Here is a 17,468-nt window from a genome sequence, read left to right as displayed (position 1 = left end):
TCAGGCGCGGCAGCTTCGGCTGCCGCGCCTTTTTTTGTTCGGAGTTTGAAATGTCGATCGGCTAAATAACTGGGTGGAAGCTACATCAGAGTGAGCGCTACGGATGCGGTGTGGCGAAGTCCTGTGCTTGTTTGTGCATTCACGGTGACGTTGACGGTGGTGCTACTGGATGTCAGCTGGCTGGAACTTGAGTGCCCCCCGCAGCCAATTACACTTCCGCCGAATGCCACGATGACGATAAGGAGCATTGAAAGAGAGAGGAGCCGATGGAACTCCTTGCGCCGCTTTGAAGAAATCCAGAGAAGCAAAGGCAAAAATGCAAGGGCGAGGGGTGCACGTGAACGACCTGCCGAGTTTGAACTCGTCGTGACAGGAGCCGTATGAATCGTCATCTTCACCGTCGAAGTGCCATCACTCTGCTTGGCCGCCGAGCCAAAAGTGCAGGTCGATCCGGCAGGAAGACCGGTGCACGTCATGGACGGGCTTTGGTTGAATCCATCCATCGGAGTGATACGCAACGAAACATCGACGCTCTGGCCTGGAGTTGTGGAGACGGATGAGGGAGTCGCTTCAACGGTGAAGTCCGGTCCCTGAATCTTCACAGTGACCAAGGATGAGGTTGAGGCGCCAAAGGAACTATTGCCCATGTAAGTTGCCGTGATGGGGTCATCGCCGGTTGGCAATGACGAAGTGGTGAGGTAGGCCCTGCCACTCGAGAGACTGGCAGATCCAATCTTTTTGTTCCCGACGTTAAAGTCGACCGTACCGGTTGGGAGAGTTGAGCCATTGGATGGCTTGACCGTCGCAGTTAGCGCGATGGTGAAGCCCTGGTCGGCTTGTTGCGCGGAGGAAGCCAACACTGTACTGGTGGCAACTGTCGCAGTGGAGGGACCCTCCGTCGCTGGTGCGCTGATTGCCACCGTGACGGCGTTGGAAGTTGACTGCCGGTAGAGAGTAGTTCCGGAGTAAGTCGCTGTCACGGTCTGAGTTCCGGCGGGCAAGGTGGAACTGGTCAGAGTTGCTACACCGGATGAAAGTGACGCTGTTCCGATCGCCTGTGAGGCGTCAAAAAAGGTTACTGTCCCGGTAGGCAAGGAAGTACTGTTTGCTACTTTCACATCGGCAGTAAAAGTGAGCGCCGAACCTCGCGCTATGTTACTCGATGATGCCGTGAGAGTAGTGGTCGTGCTGAACGCGAGAGGACTGATCTTGATGGTGATTGCGTTGGAGCTTGAGGCCGTGAAAACTGGGCCACCCAAGAAAGTTGCGCTGATTGACGCGGTCCCGGCGGGAAGTCCGGCGGTTGTGAGCGTAGCGCCTCCAGCCGACAACACTGCGGTGCCGATTTTGGTTGTGCCGTTATAGAAGTTTACCGAACCAGTAGGTGTTGCTGTGCCGCTCGATTGTTTCACGAGAGCAGTTAAGGTGAGTGGCGCGTTCTCAACGATACTCGCGGACGATGCTGTCAAGCTTGTCGATGTATTGACGACGATCGGGTTCACCGTGATGGCGACTGGTCCGGAGGTGGACGGATTGAACGCCGATGATCCTGAATAGAAGGCTGCGATGGTATCAGTGCCGGTAGGTAGAGAAGGGATCGTCAGCGTCGCTGTGCCAGCGATAACAGATCCCGTAGCCACGACTGCGGAGCCGTTGTAAACATTCACCGAACCCACGGGAACTGTGGTCCCACTTGCCTGCTTGACGGTGACGACAACAGTCAAGGGAGAATTCTGGGTAACGCTGGTCGCCGATGGAACGACCGTGGTGACTGTATTAACGACGCTCGGAGATGAGGAGTTGACGGTAATCGCGACGATGTTGGAACTGGACGCGTTGAAGGTGACCGCGCCCGAGTAAGCAGCGGAAACCGAGTCGGTCCCAACCGGCAGCGCCGAAGTTGCGATGCTCGCTGCGCCGCCAGAGAGCGTGGCGGATCCCAACGAAATGGTCCCATTGTAAAAAGTAACCGTGCCCGTCGGTGCTGTGGTTCCACTATTCTGCTTGATCGTGGCGGTCAACGTGACCGGCGAGTTTTCAGTAATCGTGGAAGATGAAGAGATCAGCGTTGCGGTTGTGCTTACGACACTCGCATTCACGCTCACTGAAACCGCACCTGACGTGGAAGAAGTAAATCCCGACGTGCCGGAGTAGGAGGCGGTGATGGAGTTGGAACCTACCGGCAGGGCGGAAGTCGTGAACGTTGCTGATCCTGAAGAGAGAGTCGCCGTTCCCAGCGTGGTGGCGCCGTTGTAGAACGTGATGGTTCCAGTCGCGCTCGATGTTCCACTGGCGGGTTTCACTCCGGCAGTGAATGTGACCGGCGAGTTTTGCGCAATCGAGGACGCAGAAGCAGCCAGGGTCGTCGTGGTATTTACAGTCCCGGAATTCACATTCACGGTGATGGCGCTTGAGGTGGATGCATTGAATGTGCTATTTCCCGCGTACTCGGCGGTGATTGAATTCGACCCAGCAGGCAGAGCGGACGTAGAAAGGGAAGCCGTCCCGCCAGAGAGCGACGCTGTTCCGAGTGAGGTCCCACCATTAAAGAAAGTGACAGACCCGCTGGGAGCTGTAGAACCGCTGGTCTGTTTCACGGATGCCGTCAGCGTAACCGGCGAGTTTTCGTTGACGGTCGACGCGGAGGAGTTGACCGTCGTCGTCGTTCCAATCACGGCGGGATTCGCATTTACTGTCAACTTGATCGTTGCAGAGTGAGCGCGATCGCCGCTGACCGCCCACAAGTTTACCGGCACAGTCTGCGCGACCGAGTTGGACGATGCAGTTAGCGTGAGGATGGAATATCCGCTGGTGAGGCTTGGGTTGCTGAAGGATGCGGTCACGCCTGCGGGCAGCCCGGATACGCTGAGAGTCACTGGGCCAAAGTTGAATGACTCGACGCGCACCGTTGCGGTCGCGCGACCCGATGTCATGCTGTAAGAACTGCTGTCCACGCTGACGTGGAAATCGGGGTACGCCGCCGGGGGTGCTATGCATTCTGACGCTGGTGAAGAAGTCGGCGCGCCCCAGATGGAGTTGTAATCAGCCCCGGTTGCGCTCTGCCATCCGGTGAGATCAACGTTCTTGCCATTTACGATGCGAAACGCACTGGGAGTTGCAGAATCGTACCAGGTATTGTTGCCGGAGTTAAGGGTGCTGGTGAAATCGGTCCAGTCGGAGCCGCTAAGGTAGGTTCCAAACACAAACTGGCCCGGAGCCGCATCAATAAAGGTGTTTCCCGACATCACGGTTCCGGTGGTGATGAGGTTATAGACCTGCCCCGTCTGCCAGTTGGTGATGTTGATGCCGCCCGCGCTTCCGGCCAGGTAGAATTGCGCCTCAAATTTATTGGTCGCACCGTTGTTGTAAAAGACGTTGTTCTTCACGGTCAACGCTTCAGTGGTTAGTACATTCAAACCTTTTCCGCTGGAGCAGAGATGGCTGTTCTGGAGACTGATCGGACCTTCATTTCGTTCGAGCTGTAGCGCTGCGTTGTAGCTGCCCACCAGTGTGGCGTTGTCGATAGTGATGTTCTGGTTGTCGGTATCGAACCACAATCCCTGGGCCTGGTTGTTATAGGAAGAATGACCCTGGACCGTGGTGGTGCGCATCTGGAACAATTTCGTCCCGCCGGATGCCCAGTCATAAAGCGTGCCCTGCGCACCGCGCCAGTTGTTGTAGTCTGTCTCGTTGTTGGAATAGAGAATGGACTGATCGCGGGTCCCCTGGAAGCCCAAGCCACCGTTATAGCTGCCAACAGAGTTCTGCACCGTGACGTTGCTGGAAGAGAAGACGCCCAAGCCGCCCCAGTTATTCCAGTTGGCCTGAACGGCATCGAGCAGCACATTTGAACTGCTGGTGACCGTGGAGCCACTTGTGTTGATGCAGTCATTGGCGTGTTCGAAAACCAGTCCACGCAGCACGATGTTGCTGCGGCCAACGACGCTCATGGTCTTCGAGCGTGTCCCGACCTCAACCGTGGCCGAGGATGGATCGACATTCGCAGGCGGCCACATGTGCACGGTGCCGTCGCTGGTGTTGACGAAGAAAGTGCCGGGCTTGAGGTCTGAGTAGGCAAGCACCTGCGTCATTGCAATGCTGTTTACGAAGAGAATTTCAGTATGAAGCGTGATCGGCTGTACTGATGGCCAACCGCTGGGAAGAGCACAAGTGGTTTGCGTTGGCGTCCAGTTGGCTACATACGCGCCGGAATATTGCGGGTCCGCGGACCACCCGGTAAGTACTTCAGATGCATCGATGATCGCAGTGCCGTTTTGGGCCGCCTCGATCGTGAGAGGCGCAGACGTCATCCCTGAAATCGGGTCTACATTGACTGACTCCCGATAGACCCCGGCGCTGACAATAATCTTTGTGCCAATACTTTTTTGATTGTTGCTGTTCGCCTTGTTTACCGCTGCCTGGATCGTTTTCAGCGGAGACGAACTGGAGCCCGAGTTAGAATCTGAACCCGTTTGAGCGTTCACGTAAAGGACGCTGGGCTCATTTTCTACTACATTTGCCTGCGAATGCGCAGCGGATCCAGTAACGGCCAGAACCGCAAGAGAGAGGGAACTAAGAACTCTCGCCAACTTCATCGACTCGCCTCGAAAAAAAGAAAGAAGGCCATGGTGCGAGCACCTTGGCTAAGCATCCCGTCCACCGCGGCCAGGAACTGCCGAGCCTGAGTTGCAGTACAGAAGGCGCTTTCTGTCTTGCTCAACCTTCATGCGCTAGCTAGAAAACGCGCAGCGAGGACAGCGTTCAGGCACACGTCGGCCGTCCCTCTTGGTGGGGTGCTTCAAGCGCATCTTCGAGCAGGCGCTTGAGCTCTGAGGCTGCTAGGTGTGTTGGGATAATGTTAGCGAAGAATGAATGCAAACTACCGCGCTAAGTAACGTATGCCTATTACTGAAGCACCGTTACGTAAGTACAGCGATAATGTAGGACTTATTTTGGGATTCGCGCCGGCGCGAAGATCATTTGGGGTACGGTTCGCCTGCATGAACAATGCGAATGTAGTGATCGGTGAATTGCGCATTTCCACCCGGCAACTCCACCTTGGGCATGTGGCAACTCGTGCAATTTGATTTCGCAACCGGGCAGGTCTTCATGGCGACGGCAGTTGATGTCGACTTGGTCTCGCCGTGGCACGCCAGACATTTGGAATCGTACGACGCTATGTCGTGATTTAGGGGTTGGTGCGGGTTGTGGCACGCCAGACAACTGATACGCGGGTCGTTGCCAATAAAACATTTGCTGATTTCGAGACGGTAGGGTTGAATGCGCACGAAAGCAGGGCCGTGCCATTTGTTGCGCAATACGGTGTCGAACGTTCGATGGCACTGTCCGCAGAAATCCGAGATCTGCTCGGCGTCAAGGCGCTTGAGTGATTTAGGAAGGGTCTTAAAGTTGTCTCGCGCTGAATCGGCCATGTGTTGCTGCGCGCCCAGATGGCATCGCTCACAATCAAGACCGGGCGTCACCCTTGCCGGATCAAGCTTCTCGCCTTCGACCACACCGCTGCCGTGGCAATTAAAACAGGTACGTACCTCCCATATAGGAAGCTGGCGTCCCATGGCCTCAGTCAGATTATGAGGAGTGATTCTCTGGTCGCCGGGCGTGATGGCAAGCCCGTTGGGGCGGGGGAAAAAGCTGACCAGGCTCTCGTAGTAGTGGCCATCCTTTTCGAGTACCCAGGTCTGCGCATGCTGCCCGAATATCCAACGGATAGGCAGAGTGAGCGTATCAGTACCGTCGGACACAGAGTAGGTACTCCGACCATCTTTCGTTTGCACTTTGTAGGTGTACGAGCCGATCTGTGCGCTGAGGTCGGCATGCGTAGAAAGCACGGGGTCCGAACTCCGGGGCTCCATAGCATGTCGCATTGGAGCAATTGCATAAGATTTGGTTACACCCGCATGACAAGTAGTGCACGTCACCGCATTGTCCGAGGCTTTTGTCTGTTGCGCCCATGCAGAATTAGCTCTGCAGAATACAAGTACCATCGCGGCTGCGATAGCCACGCGGAGGGCCTTATTGCAGACTGCTCTACTTCGCCAGATCACGGCAGACCTTTCGCTCCCGCTCGGCTTCTTCGCGGTTTCCGCTTTGCGAATAGATCGACATCATTCCAAGATGGGCCTCAAGATTTTGAGGATCACGGGCGATGACCTGGCTCAGCAATTCCGCACCGCGCTTCGTGTCTCCGGTCTCTGCGAGTGAGCGTCCGAGGGCCAGTTGGGAAATCTCAGTGTCTGGTGATTTCGCGTAAGCGCGCTGCGCCGGCTCGAGTGCTTCGCTGAAACGCCCGGCAATCACCAGGGTGAAGGCAAGAAGTGCATTGGCGGTTTCATTAGTGGGATTGGTAGCAAGTTCGCTGTGGAACTGATCGATCGCAAGACCCGGATCATGTGGAAAGAGCAGAAATCCATAGAAATAGTGAAGATTGGGCGTAGAGGGGAAGCGAACAAAGAGCTCTGCGAATGAAGCATCTGCCTGCTCGTTGTCGCCGGAGAGGAAGATGTATCCCGCATTGCCAACGGCCTGATAGAGCTCGCGAGTCTGGGCGGCGACGTCCTTCGGAAATGTGGGATCACGCATCCCTGCAAGGCCGATGCCGATCGTCAGGTCCGGTGCGTCGACGTGGTGTTCGGCAAAGAAGCGGTACTGCTCGAGCGCATCCTGGAAGCGCCCCGCATGAGCGAGCAATTGCGCGAGATGGAAGCGAATGATCTCTTCGTTGTGGGGCTGATTGAGAGCTCCGTGGGCTACGGCCTGCTCCAGGTCGCGGAGCGAGTCTTCGTAAGCCCCCGTTTCAAATTCGCAAAGGCCGCGCAGCGCCATGGCAGGCACCGCAGTTGGCGCCAATTCAAGAAGGTGGCTAAAGGCGTCGATGGCTCCTGGAAACTGATTGGAACTGTATTGGAGCATCCCGAGATACCACCAGCCTTCTTGCCAGTCAGGTTTCAGTTGCTCGGCCTGCTGATAGAGCTGGATGGCGAGAGGAAGGTTTTGCTGATCGCGCGCGGCCGCCGCGCGCGCGGAAAGGTCCTCAAAACTGCCCTGTGTTTCCTGCGCAGCGCAGAGCGCACGCGTGGGCAGAAGCGTGAGAATCAAGGCCAGGAGCAGATTGCCGCGAGCGGCCGGGCTGGGGAAGACAGTGGTTGCCACGTTTTGCCGAAAGTGCCCAACATCTTTCTGTGATGTGAGACGAATTCACCCAAAAAACTTCGCCGGCTGGCTCTCTAAGGGAAAGTCACGTCCGGCGCATCGCCAGGCTCACACCGCGAAATTCATGTTATCAGGTCAACTACAAAGAAAGGCACGAGCCGGGGCACCCGCCAAGTGCGCGAGACAGCAAGAGATACGGTAGCCTGATTTCTAAGTGTCTGCCTGCAACCGTGCCAGTTCCGGCGGCATCCATCTCGGTACACCCTTGTGTTGCGGGAAACCCTTCCTATCTCCCCCATGGGAGGGTTCATCAAGGATCAGGGTCGACCTCCTAGGCGGCCCTGATCTGCTTCGCCTCCGTCCCAGGCTAGGCACGGGTCCTTCATCTGTCTGAAATTTAGCCGGTTGCGTGCTTTCGCCGTTGGAAGGCGGTTAGCCCATGCTGTCGCTTCTCCCCAAAGAGTGCAATGTCATAGGTCGAAGGATGTATTGGCTTGGTTGGAAATGGGCCTAGCCTTGATAGAGGCAAGTGTAAGCATTCGGCTTTGAGTGGCGTTTCCGCGCCATTTGCTTCCTTTGAATCAATGTAAGAGAAAGTCGTTCAACAGCCCGCCGCATGGCGGGCTGTTCTTTTGAAGATGAGAAAGTCTCAACGTTGCTAGCAAATTTAGCCATAGATGCGATGGGCAGCTAACGTTGATTAGACCTCCGATCGCCTAAGCAAATAATCTAGTCCACCGATTCTGAACCAGCGATAGCCATACGGTTCGAGAAGGATGCGGTGCTTGCTGCCTTGTTTCTCTGGATAGCTGTGATCCTCCGAGAGCAGGTTGACTAGCGTGCTGCTGTCTTCGCCTTTCGCACGAATTGAGAAAACAACCTCCTGCGGTTCCGCGCTCAGGTTGTGCATGCAAAGCACTGAGTTGTTTCGCCAGTCATAGCGCATGGCGAGCACAGAGGATTGTTTCGTCTTAACGAAGGAGAAGTCTCCCCAGCCAATCTCAGGGACTTCCTTGCGCATGCGAATGATGCGCTCCATCCAGTTCAGCAGCGAGTTGGGATCGCGGCGCTGGGCAGCGACATTGACATGTTGAAACCCATATCCACCTTCGCTGATCACCGGCGAGATCGGGTGCTCCTTTTTGGTGAAGCCTCCATTGGGTTCAGTTGACCACTGCATCGGAGTGCGCGCGCATTCGCGCTCTGGCAGCCGGAGATCATCGCCCATCCCGATTTCGTCGCCGTACCGAAGCACTGGGGTTCCGGGAAGCGTCATCATGAGACTGTAAGCAAGTTCAATACGTCGCCGATCTCCCTGCAGCATAGGAGCAAGGCGCCGCCGGATACCGCGATGGTAGAGCTGCATGTTCTTTTCAGGACCGAACGCAGCGAATACCGTCGTCCGTTGTTTTTCTGTGAGGCGCCCCAAATCCAATTCATCATGGTTGCGCAGAAACTGCCCCCACTGCGCCGTAGCTGGTCGTGACTTGGTGTTTTCCATCGCCTTGATAAGCGGCTTGGGATCGCCACTGGCCAGCGCGAAGAACAGATGCTGGTTGACATCGAAATTGAACATCATCTGCAGTCGCTCGCCGAAATCGCCAAAGTATTCAAGATCGGTGTCCGGAAGAACATTTGCTTCTCCAAGGATGATCGCCCCGCTTTTGCGCCAAGTTAGGAACTCGCTGAAATTGCGGAGCATGTCATATTTCTCGCGTGGTCGCGGCATGTCGGCGCCTTTGGTCGAAATCACAAACGGGACCGCATCCATGCGAAACCCATCGACGCCAAGTTGCAGCCAGAAGCCCATGATCTTCAGAATCTCGGCCTGCACCTCGGGATTACTGGTGTTGAGGTCAGGCTGAAAATCATAAAAGCGATGAAAGTAGTATGACTTCGCTGTTTTCTCGTAGTTCCATGTGGACTTTTGCACTCCGGGAAAAACGACACCGGAAGCAGCATCCTTCGGCTTCTTCTTCGACCACACATACCACTCTCGATATTTCGATTGCGGATCGCGGCATGCTTCGCGAAACCATGGATGTTCGTTGGAAGTGTGGTTCACCACGAGGTCGATGAGAACGCGAATTCCGCGCTGTTTGCAGCCCTCTGTGAACTCAACGAAGTCGCCGAGTGTGCCGTACCGGGGATCGACCCCATAGTAGTCAGCGATGTCGTAGCCGCCGTCTTTGCAGGGAGAAGGTTGAAACGGCATCAACCAAAGCGTCGTGATGCCCATCCCGTGCAAATAATCAAGCCGGCGCATCAGGCCCTGAAAGTCGCCAACGCCGTCACCGTTTGCATCCATATATGTGGCCACTGACAGCGAGTAAATAATTGCGTTTTTGTACCAGAGATCGTTAATCATGCGAACAGCCTTTCGGCGGAAAGTTTGAACCAGAGGAGCACTTGTTCAGATGCAAAAGTCCCCGTGGTGGCAGCACAGCGTAATTTACGAGATTTATCCGCGCTCGTTTCAAGACAGCAATGGCGATGGGATCGGCGATCTGAACGGGATCGTTGCTCGCCTTGACTACCTGGTCAAGCTTGGAGTTGACGCCGTTTGGATCTCGCCGATCTACCCCTCGCCCATGGCAGACTTTGGCTACGATGTTGCCGACTACTGCGGCATCGATCCAATATTCGGAACCATGGATGACTTCAAGCATCTCCTCGCTGAGGTTCACAGTCGCGGCCTGAGGATGATCCTGGATTTTGTGCCCAACCACACCTCGGACTACCACCCTTGGTTCATTGAAAGTCGAAGTTCCCGCATGAATCCAAAGCGGGATTGGTACCTGTGGCGCGACCAACCCAGCAACTGGCTGAGCAACTTCGGGGGCTCTGCCTGGGAGTTCGATGAGACAACGCGCCAGTATTACCTTCACTCCTTCCTCAAGCAGCAGCCCGATTTGAACTGGCGAAACCCTGACGTGAAAGCCGCAATGTTCGATGCGCTTCGATTCTGGCTTGGGTTGGGAGTAGATGGTTTTCGCGTAGACGTGATGTGGCTGATGATCAAGGACGATCAATTCCGCGACAATCCGCCAAACCCCGGATATCGGCTCGGCCAGCCCTCCAACAATCGATTGCTTCCGGTCTATAGTTCAGATCGGCCTGAGGTGCACCAACTGGTCGCGGCAATGCGCGCCGTTGTAGATGAATTTCCAGATCGGGTTCTGATAGGCGAGATCTATCTGCCTGTGCAGCAGTTGATGACGTACTACGGAGCGGGTCTGAAAGGCGCCAACCTGCCTTTCAATTTTCAGCTGCTGCAATGCGCGTGGAGTGCCGAAGCCGTCGCGCAAGTGATTACGGGATACGAGGGTGCGCTGCCGATCGGTGCTTGGCCAAACTGGGTGCTGGGGAACCACGATCAGCCGAGAATGGCGACAAGGGTTGGTCCGAGTCAGGCGCGTGTCGCGGCAATGCTGCTGCTCACGCTTCCTGGAACGCTGACGATGTATTACGGCGAAGAGCTTGGCATGACCAACGTTCCCATCGCTCCCGAACAGGTGCAAGATCCCGCCGAGAAAAACGAGCCGGGCCTAGGACAGGGACGCGACCCCGAGAGGACTCCGATGCCGTGGGACGATTCGCATTGTGCCGGGTTTACTGCCGCCTCGCCGTGGCTGCCAATCGGCGATGATTACGCATCCCTAAATGTTGAAGCGCTCGAGCAGAATCAAGATTCAATTCTCCACCTATACCGCCGTCTGATCGGTCTGCGCCGTAGCCACCCAACGTTGGTCAAAGCGAAGCTCGACGTCGTTACTGCCGACTCCGGCGTTTTAAGGTTCCAGCGCGTTGGGGAGGAACATTTTCTGGTGCTGCTCAACATGAGCCACAATCCAGTGCAGGTTGAGATAGGGCAGGGAACGATTCTCGTATGTACTTATCTCGATCGTGAAGCACAGCAGGTAAAGGATTCGCTCCACTTGAGAGCCGCTGAAGGTGTGGTCATACAGCTTGACCAAAGCACAGAAAAGCTGCTTTGAATTCGATCCAGAACGTGCCCGTATGGCACTATCGCGAAAAAACAAAATCGCCGAATCTTCTCGGCGATTCTGCTGAATATTTACTTACGTCGTTCTCAAGCTGATTTGCGTTTTGGACTGGCTTTCGCCTGACCTTTTACAAGCCTGATGCTTTTAGCAAGAGCTTCTTTCTCGCTCTTCGGTGGTTTCTTGGCAGTTCGTGAATCGGCGCCCACGCTCTTGCGCAGGGCATCCATAAGATTGATGACGTTGCCCGGTTGCTGTTTCGGTGCTGTATCGACCGGCAGGGGCATGTTCTTGATCTTGGCTTCGACGAGTGCCTTCACAGCGACCTCGTAGCCGTCTTCGAATTTTCCCATATCGAGTTTGGCCGACATTTTTGTGATGAGGGTTTCAGCCAGTTGCAGTGAATCGGCATTAATTGGTGGCTGCTTGATGTCGCGGAAATACTCGGTTTGATCCCGCAGCTCGTTCTTGTAGCGCAATGTGTAGGCCATCATGCCGCGGTCGTCGCCAGGCGCAGGAAGAACGGCGACGATACTCTCGCGACCGGCAAAAGATACTTTACCCACGGCTGCCTTGCCACTGTTGCGCAGCGCCTGGCGCACGACATTAAAGGCCTCAGCCTGCATGTCGTTTTCCGGAGTGACAAAGTATGGCTTCTCCACGTACTCGGGATTTAGTTCTGACACGTTGATGAACTGGGACACCGCAATGGTGTGCTTGGAAGGGATGCGAAGGTTTTCGAGTTCGCTGGGTTCGATGATTACGTATTTGCCCTTGCTATACTCGTAGCCCTTCACAATCTCGTCGTTTCCAACCGCAGTGGTTGCCTCTTGGCTTTCGGCTGCGCTCTGCAACACCTTCTGGTGGCGAATGCGCTCACCAGTGCTCCGGCTGATCTGGTGGAAGCTGATCTGGCTTTTGCTCTCGGTGGCGACGTATAGACTCACCCCGAATGAGACAAGCGAGATCTGAATATTTCCTGACCAATATGGACGTGCCAATTGGGACCTCCGAACAGTTGCCGCGCGTTAACCGCAAGACAAGCAGGGAATTGGAGTTTACTGCATTTTTGTCATGACAGTGAAGAGTTTATGTGGCTTTCGCCTTGTGTTCGCCGGGCTTTGTCCGACCGAGTTATTAAGCAAATTCTCAACTATCTGATGAGATGTTTATTGCTGTGCTAACGGCTGGTTTCTGGGTGTAAGCGAGCCGATGCTAACATTTGAGTGAGCGCGAATTGAGATTAACGTCTGTTTTTAAAGGCCGTTGATCAATTTACATGGCCCCGTAGCTCAGATGGATAGAGCATCGGTTTCCTAAACCGCAGGTCGGCCGTTCGAATCGGCCCGGGGTCACCATTCTTGATTTGCTTCGCAGTGGCAGGAATCCGGCAGATCAAGCCACGACTTCCTTGGTCAAAATCACAGAATTCAGCGGGCGGCGAGCCTGTTACCAACATGCAGATTGGACCGCCCCAGCTCGCTTGGAATTACTTCGATGTCGGATAAGATTGGCTCTCATGGGGACAGTTTCTTTCGGTAGCGGGTGGGAGGGACGTGTCGTCGAGGGGAAGTTTCCGCTTCTTGAATGGCGCGGCGGCTTAGAGAATTGTGGCTCATTTTTTACCGTCCTCGGAGGCATGCAGCCAGCAATTATCCAGATGATTCTTGCGGATGGCGAAGCGGCCGATTCAGTTCTCGCTCAGTGGACTTTTACTAAGGGCCTGTCTCACCCTCATATTCTGAAGATTCTGGACGCGGGCCGGTGCGTCATGGATGATCGTGAACTGGTATATGTCGTCACCGAATCTTCTGACGCCGCTCTCTCCAAGATCATGCGAGGCGGAATGCTGGAAGCAGCTCGCACAAGAGAGATATTCAATCCGGTTTTGAGTGCACTCCTCTACCTTCATGACAGTGGTGTAATTCACGGTCACGTAAATCCGTCGACGATTCAGTTCGCTAGCGCAAAACCGAAGCTGTCCGTCGCCGACGTATTGATTGCCGGTTCGGTCAGGAGAAAGATCGCCGGCGCCGGCCTCTACGATGCGCCCGAACTGCAGCATGACATCGTGTCCGCGGTCGCAGATACATGGTCCGTCGGGTTGGTTATGTATGAAGCTATGACGGATGCCCCCCTCTCTCTCGATTCGGTGGAGAATGGGAGAGCGCAAAATGTTCAGTCCCTACCGAGCCCCTTCCGCGAAATTGTGCAGGACTGTCTGCAACTGGATCCTGTTCGCCGTTGCACCATTGAAAACATTCTTCAACGGCTCGATGAAAGCAATGAGACACATCATTCAAACGCACAGGTTCCGGTCAAAATGCAAATTGCTCCAGGCGCGACAATAACCCCCGTCAGCGAAATCGAGCCTGCAGACGAGCTCGATGCGCACTTGCCGGCAGAAACCACGACCGAGGATCCAGCACTTTTCTCCAAATCGTTTGAGCGGTTTGAAGAAGCGCATCTGACCCGCTTTCGAGTGCTACCGTATGCAGTTGTCCTTCTTGCTGCACTCGCTGTCGTCTCGTTTTTGCTGGTTCGCAGACATAATGCCAATTCTCCATCTGCGGTGACGAGCCAAATCGCCAAGCCCGAATCTAGAGATTCTGTCCAGGAGAAACAACCTTCCACATCCACTGCGAGCGCCCCGGTTCCCGACAACCAGTCCGCCGCTCCTGTATCTCCAGTTGCACATCAAACCGAGCCGGAAATCAAAACGCCCGCTGCAGAAAACCCATCGCAAGACGCTGCTCAGTTAGAACCACCAAAAACGTCCGTACCCAGTAAGCCATTGTCGAAATCTTCTTCCACTGCGAGTCCTACGCCGATCAATGGCGAAACCAACGGTTCCGTTGTCAAACGGGTGATACCTAATGCGTCCCCCGGTGCATTCGAGGGGAATCCAATCCTCGTTGAAGCGCAAGTTCGAGTGTCTGTCAACAAGGATGGCGCCGTTTCTAATGTGGAATATATATCTCCGGGTGCTGGAAATTATTTTGCGCGCCTCGCTGAGCGTGCAGCGCGGTCGTGGCAATTCACGCCCCCGATGCAGAACGGCAAACCTGGCCCCAGTGTATGGGTGCTGCGGTTTTATTTCGCACGAAACCAGACCGAAGCCACAGCTGAACGTGAGCAAAGACTGTAGCATCGCTGGCGCAGATCAACCGTGCCAGGCTTCGGGCGGTTGAGTGCCTCATAGTTCGCCCCTGTTCACACCATATTCATCCCTGCTTCGGTGGGACGTTTTTTTGACTTCGTCTCCTGCTTCTGCCATAAAACTTGATATCATCGAAATCGGATTGATGACATCACTGCTGCTCGATTAGGTGAGCGGCGCAACTCAAAATCGCAATCGTCAGGATGCTCGGGAAGACGGTGAAATTCCGCCACTGCCCCGCAACTGTGAGCGCCACTTGTTCGACCATCGTCGAATGAGGAAACCAGCTGGAGCCAGGTCGTCTCACACGGCGATGGCTCGCTAGGACCACTGGAGCTTGGCTCCGGGAAGGTGGCTGGAAAGGGTGCAAGTCAGGAGACCGGTCCTGTGCGCCCAACCAGCTTGCGTCCCGAGGGGGACCGAGGAGCCATCATGCCGTTACGCGTGCTTCAGCGCTTTTTTATCAGCCTGCTTTCGTCCAAACACATTTTTGCGGCCGTGCTCTTGTGCATATGTGCCGTCGCGGGAAATGCCGCCTCGATTCGCGGTATCGTCACCGATGCTTCAGGTGCGCGAGTCAGCGGTGCTACCGTTGATCTACTTTCCAACGGACAGGTTATGGGGTCGGCAGTCTCTGGAGCGGACGGAAGCTATCAGATTCTGACTGGTATGCGCGGACGATTTTTTCTGGTGGTCTCCGCCACGAAGTTTCGTCAGCTTGAGACGCCGGATTTCTACGCGGGACAACTCGACAACATTGAGCGCAACATCGTTCTTGAGCCTGAGTGGGTACACGAGTCAATCGTGGTGACCGCAACCGGAACACCCACTCCGCAGCCTCAGACCGGTGCCGCTACCAGCGTGATTGGACCCGCGGAATTGGAGTCGTATCAGGACTTGGTGAGTTCGCTGCGCGTGATGCCGGGAACATTTGTCGCACAGGAAGGTCAGCGCGGTGCCCAGACGTCGCTGTTTGTGCGCGGCGGCAATTCAGACGGCAACTTGGTACTGATTGACGGTGTGAACGCCGGTGATCTCGGCGGACGATTCGATTTCGGTCCTCAATCGACAACAGCGATGGAACGAAGCGAAATTTACCGCGGACCGAATTCGAGCCTGTATGGAGCGGGGGCCGAAAGTGGCGTTGTTAGCATGACCACTCCCCATGGAACAACGGATTTTCCATCTCTGATCTTTCACGGCGACTGGGGCAGTTTCATCAGTTCGAGAGAGGAACTGGAAGCGGCAGGCACATTTGGCAAGTTGGATTATCTGGGCGCCTATAGCTGGCAACAGACCGCAAATGATTTGCCTCACGACGAGTACCACGTTGGAACTGTAGGTGCGAATCTGGGATTTCAACCGACCGGGTCGACGAAGCTTCGCGGCACGCTGCACTATGGCGTCGATGGTACCGGCGTTCCTGGCACATGGGAATTTCACCACCTTGCGGATAACGCCACGGAGAAAGATCAGGACCTGTATATCAGCGGATCAATCGATAACCAGACAACCGCGGACTTCCACAACATGGTGCGCTACGGAGCAACGCGCAAGCGCGAGCAGTACAACCTCTGGGAGCAAACGGGCGCAGGCGTGTTCGATGCGTACGGCGACAGCTTTGGCGACCAGGTGACAATTACCGGCGCAAATGGATATGCAGTGAGTGGTCGCGCGCTAATGGATTTTGGCGGAATCTATCCTCAGGGTTACCAGTTATTTTCAAATCGCGATGCGCTTGTTTATCAGGGAGACTATACCGTTACGCCACACCTAACCGCGCAAATAGGCTTCGGATACGAAGACGAACGCTACACCGGTGCGATCCATCGCACCAACTATGACTACCGCGCTGCGGTACACGGAGATTTCAAGAACCGGTTGTTTTACATGCTGGGCGGGGACCTGGAGCATTATTCATTGTTTGGTGTCCAGACATCGCCGCGTGCCGGTCTTTCTTTTTATGCGTTTCGTCCCCGCAAGGGCGTCCTGAGCGGCACGCGACTTATGTTCAATTTCGGTGACGCAGTGCGGGAACCGTCGGGAACCGATCAGCTTTACTCGCTCTACACATTCCTCGAGCAAAATCCTCCTGACGGTCCTACGACAATTCAGCAGATGCATATCTCGCCGATTGGCGCGCCGACTTCACGCACTTATGAGGGTGGCTTGGAACAGGCGATCTTCAGCGAGCATCTGATTTTCAAGACAAGTTTCTTTCACAACGAATTCGGGCGCCAGATTGAATACGTCGGGCTCGATCTGATTCCGCAGCTACTTCCAAATCTGTCTTCGGCGCAGCAGATCGCTCTCGAACAGCAGTTGCAGGCAGACGGTGCATACGAACTCACGCTGAACACCGAGGCTTACCGTGCAATGGGTGTCGAAGCCACGATGGAGAGTGGCATCGGACGTTCAATATTCCTTCGCGGCGGGTATACCTATCTCGATGCAACTATTCAGCGTTCCTATACCAACGATGATGTAAACCTGCTGGGACCGGTTCCCACATTCAACGGCATCCCGGTCGGTCCCTATGCGCCACTGGTGGGAGCCCGCCCATTCAGGCGGCCTCCCCACGCGGGTTTCTTTGCAGCGAGCTATTCGCACAGCTGGCTCACGATGCTATTTAACTCCGCGTTTGCCAGCCGCTCTGACGATTCCGATTTCCTCGCGGGATACGACATTAACGGAGGCAACACTCTGCTGCTGCCAAACCGCAACCTTGACCATGGGTATGCCAAGCTCGATTTTGGCGGCACAATCCGGCTGCGCGATTGGCTAGGGTTCTATGCGCTCGCGGAGAATCTGACCAACAACCAGCACATCGCTCCAATCGGTTACGTCAGCTTGCCCACTGGTGTTCGTCTGGGTTTGAAATTCCAGTGGGGCAAGGAAAAGCCAAACGTCACTCCGTCGGCATCACGGTAGAACTCGTCTAAAGGTTCACCCTTCCCAGGAACTTGGGCTCAGCGCAAAAGAGCTCCCCACCTTTCATTCAGTCAATTTATTGATCCCGTTTTTCCACAGGAACGTCTTAAATCCTGAGTTGTCATAGGAAATTCTCTTTGGAAAAACGGGGGATATGCCACAAACTATTCCTAATCTGATCTTTCCCTTTCTAATTTCTTCGT

General features: G+C 55.1%; 8 protein-coding genes, 1 tRNA gene and 1 riboswitch. Of the genes, 4 read left to right on the top strand and 5 right to left on the bottom strand.

The window, feature by feature from the left end; translation table 11 throughout:
• Positions 1-80: 80 nt before the first annotated feature.
• The 4 genes from P8935_RS17645 to P8935_RS17630 all read right to left on the bottom strand — a co-directional run bounded on the left by P8935_RS17645 (position 81) and on the right by P8935_RS17630 (position 9,538).
• Positions 81-4,595 carry an Ig-like domain repeat protein gene (locus tag P8935_RS17645; RefSeq protein WP_348261614.1) on the bottom strand — a complete coding sequence of 1,505 codons (4,515 nt, stop codon included), beginning with the start codon at positions 4,593-4,595 and terminating at the stop codon, positions 81-83.
• Between the two features lie 381 nt (positions 4,596-4,976).
• Positions 4,977-5,849 carry a hypothetical protein gene (locus P8935_RS17640; RefSeq protein ID WP_348261613.1) on the bottom strand — a complete coding sequence of 291 codons (873 nt, stop codon included), beginning with the start codon at positions 5,847-5,849 and terminating at the stop codon, positions 4,977-4,979.
• A 199-nt stretch (positions 5,850-6,048) separates the two neighbouring features.
• A complete protein-coding gene (locus tag P8935_RS17635; protein WP_348261612.1) occupies positions 6,049-7,170 on the bottom strand; it encodes a tetratricopeptide repeat protein in 1,122 nt (373 codons plus the stop codon).
• Between the two features lie 700 nt (positions 7,171-7,870).
• Positions 7,871-9,538, bottom strand: a complete 1,668-nt coding sequence (locus P8935_RS17630) for an alpha-amylase family protein (protein WP_348261611.1) — start codon at positions 9,536-9,538, stop codon at positions 7,871-7,873.
• A gap of 49 nt (positions 9,539-9,587) precedes the next feature.
• Here P8935_RS17630 and P8935_RS17625 point away from each other — a divergent pair, with 49 nt between their 5' ends.
• Positions 9,588-11,168, top strand: coding sequence for an alpha-amylase family glycosyl hydrolase (locus P8935_RS17625; protein ID WP_348261610.1), 1,581 nt, complete (start codon positions 9,588-9,590; stop codon positions 11,166-11,168).
• A 95-nt stretch (positions 11,169-11,263) separates the two neighbouring features.
• Here P8935_RS17625 and P8935_RS17620 read toward each other — a convergent pair whose 3' ends face one another.
• On the bottom strand, positions 11,264-12,175 hold the full coding sequence (locus P8935_RS17620; RefSeq protein WP_348261609.1) for a Ku protein: 912 nt from the start codon (positions 12,173-12,175) through the stop codon (positions 11,264-11,266).
• 280 nt (positions 12,176-12,455) lie between these two features.
• Between P8935_RS17620 and P8935_RS17615 the strand changes: the two genes are divergently transcribed.
• The 3 genes from P8935_RS17615 to P8935_RS17605 all read left to right on the top strand — a co-directional run bounded on the left by P8935_RS17615 (position 12,456) and on the right by P8935_RS17605 (position 17,265).
• Positions 12,456-12,532 (top strand) — tRNA-Arg (locus tag P8935_RS17615).
• Positions 12,533-12,813: 281 nt separating this feature from the next.
• The gene (locus P8935_RS17610; RefSeq protein ID WP_348261608.1) at positions 12,814-14,322 is read left to right on the top strand and encodes a protein kinase; all 1,509 of its coding nucleotides are present in this window, start codon (positions 12,814-12,816) and stop codon (positions 14,320-14,322) included.
• 196 nt (positions 14,323-14,518) lie between these two features.
• A riboswitch (cobalamin riboswitch) is annotated at positions 14,519-14,737 on the top strand.
• Positions 14,738-14,766: 29 nt separating this feature from the next.
• Positions 14,767-17,265, top strand: coding sequence for a TonB-dependent receptor plug domain-containing protein (locus tag P8935_RS17605; protein ID WP_348261607.1), 2,499 nt, complete (start codon positions 14,767-14,769; stop codon positions 17,263-17,265).
• Positions 17,266-17,468: the final 203 nt, after the last annotated feature.

Origin of the sequence: Telmatobacter sp. DSM 110680, assembly GCF_039994875.1 — a bacterium.
GTDB lineage: Bacteria > Acidobacteriota > Terriglobia > Terriglobales > Acidobacteriaceae > Telmatobacter.
The sequence above is the reverse complement of the archived record's forward strand: the minus strand, read 5'-3'. Positions and strand labels throughout refer to the sequence as shown.

Coding starts and splice junctions, on each gene's coding strand:
- P8935_RS17605 (WP_348261607.1), top strand. CDS start 14,767: ATGCCGTTACGCGTGCTTCAGCGCTTTTTTATCAGCCTGCTTTCGTCC.
- P8935_RS17630 (WP_348261611.1), bottom strand. CDS start 9,538: ATGATTAACGATCTCTGGTACAAAAACGCAATTATTTACTCGCTGTCA.
- P8935_RS17610 (WP_348261608.1), top strand. CDS start 12,814: ATGCAGCCAGCAATTATCCAGATGATTCTTGCGGATGGCGAAGCGGCC.
- P8935_RS17645 (WP_348261614.1), bottom strand. CDS start 4,595: ATGAAGTTGGCGAGAGTTCTTAGTTCCCTCTCTCTTGCGGTTCTGGCC.
- P8935_RS17625 (WP_348261610.1), top strand. CDS start 9,588: ATGCAAAAGTCCCCGTGGTGGCAGCACAGCGTAATTTACGAGATTTAT.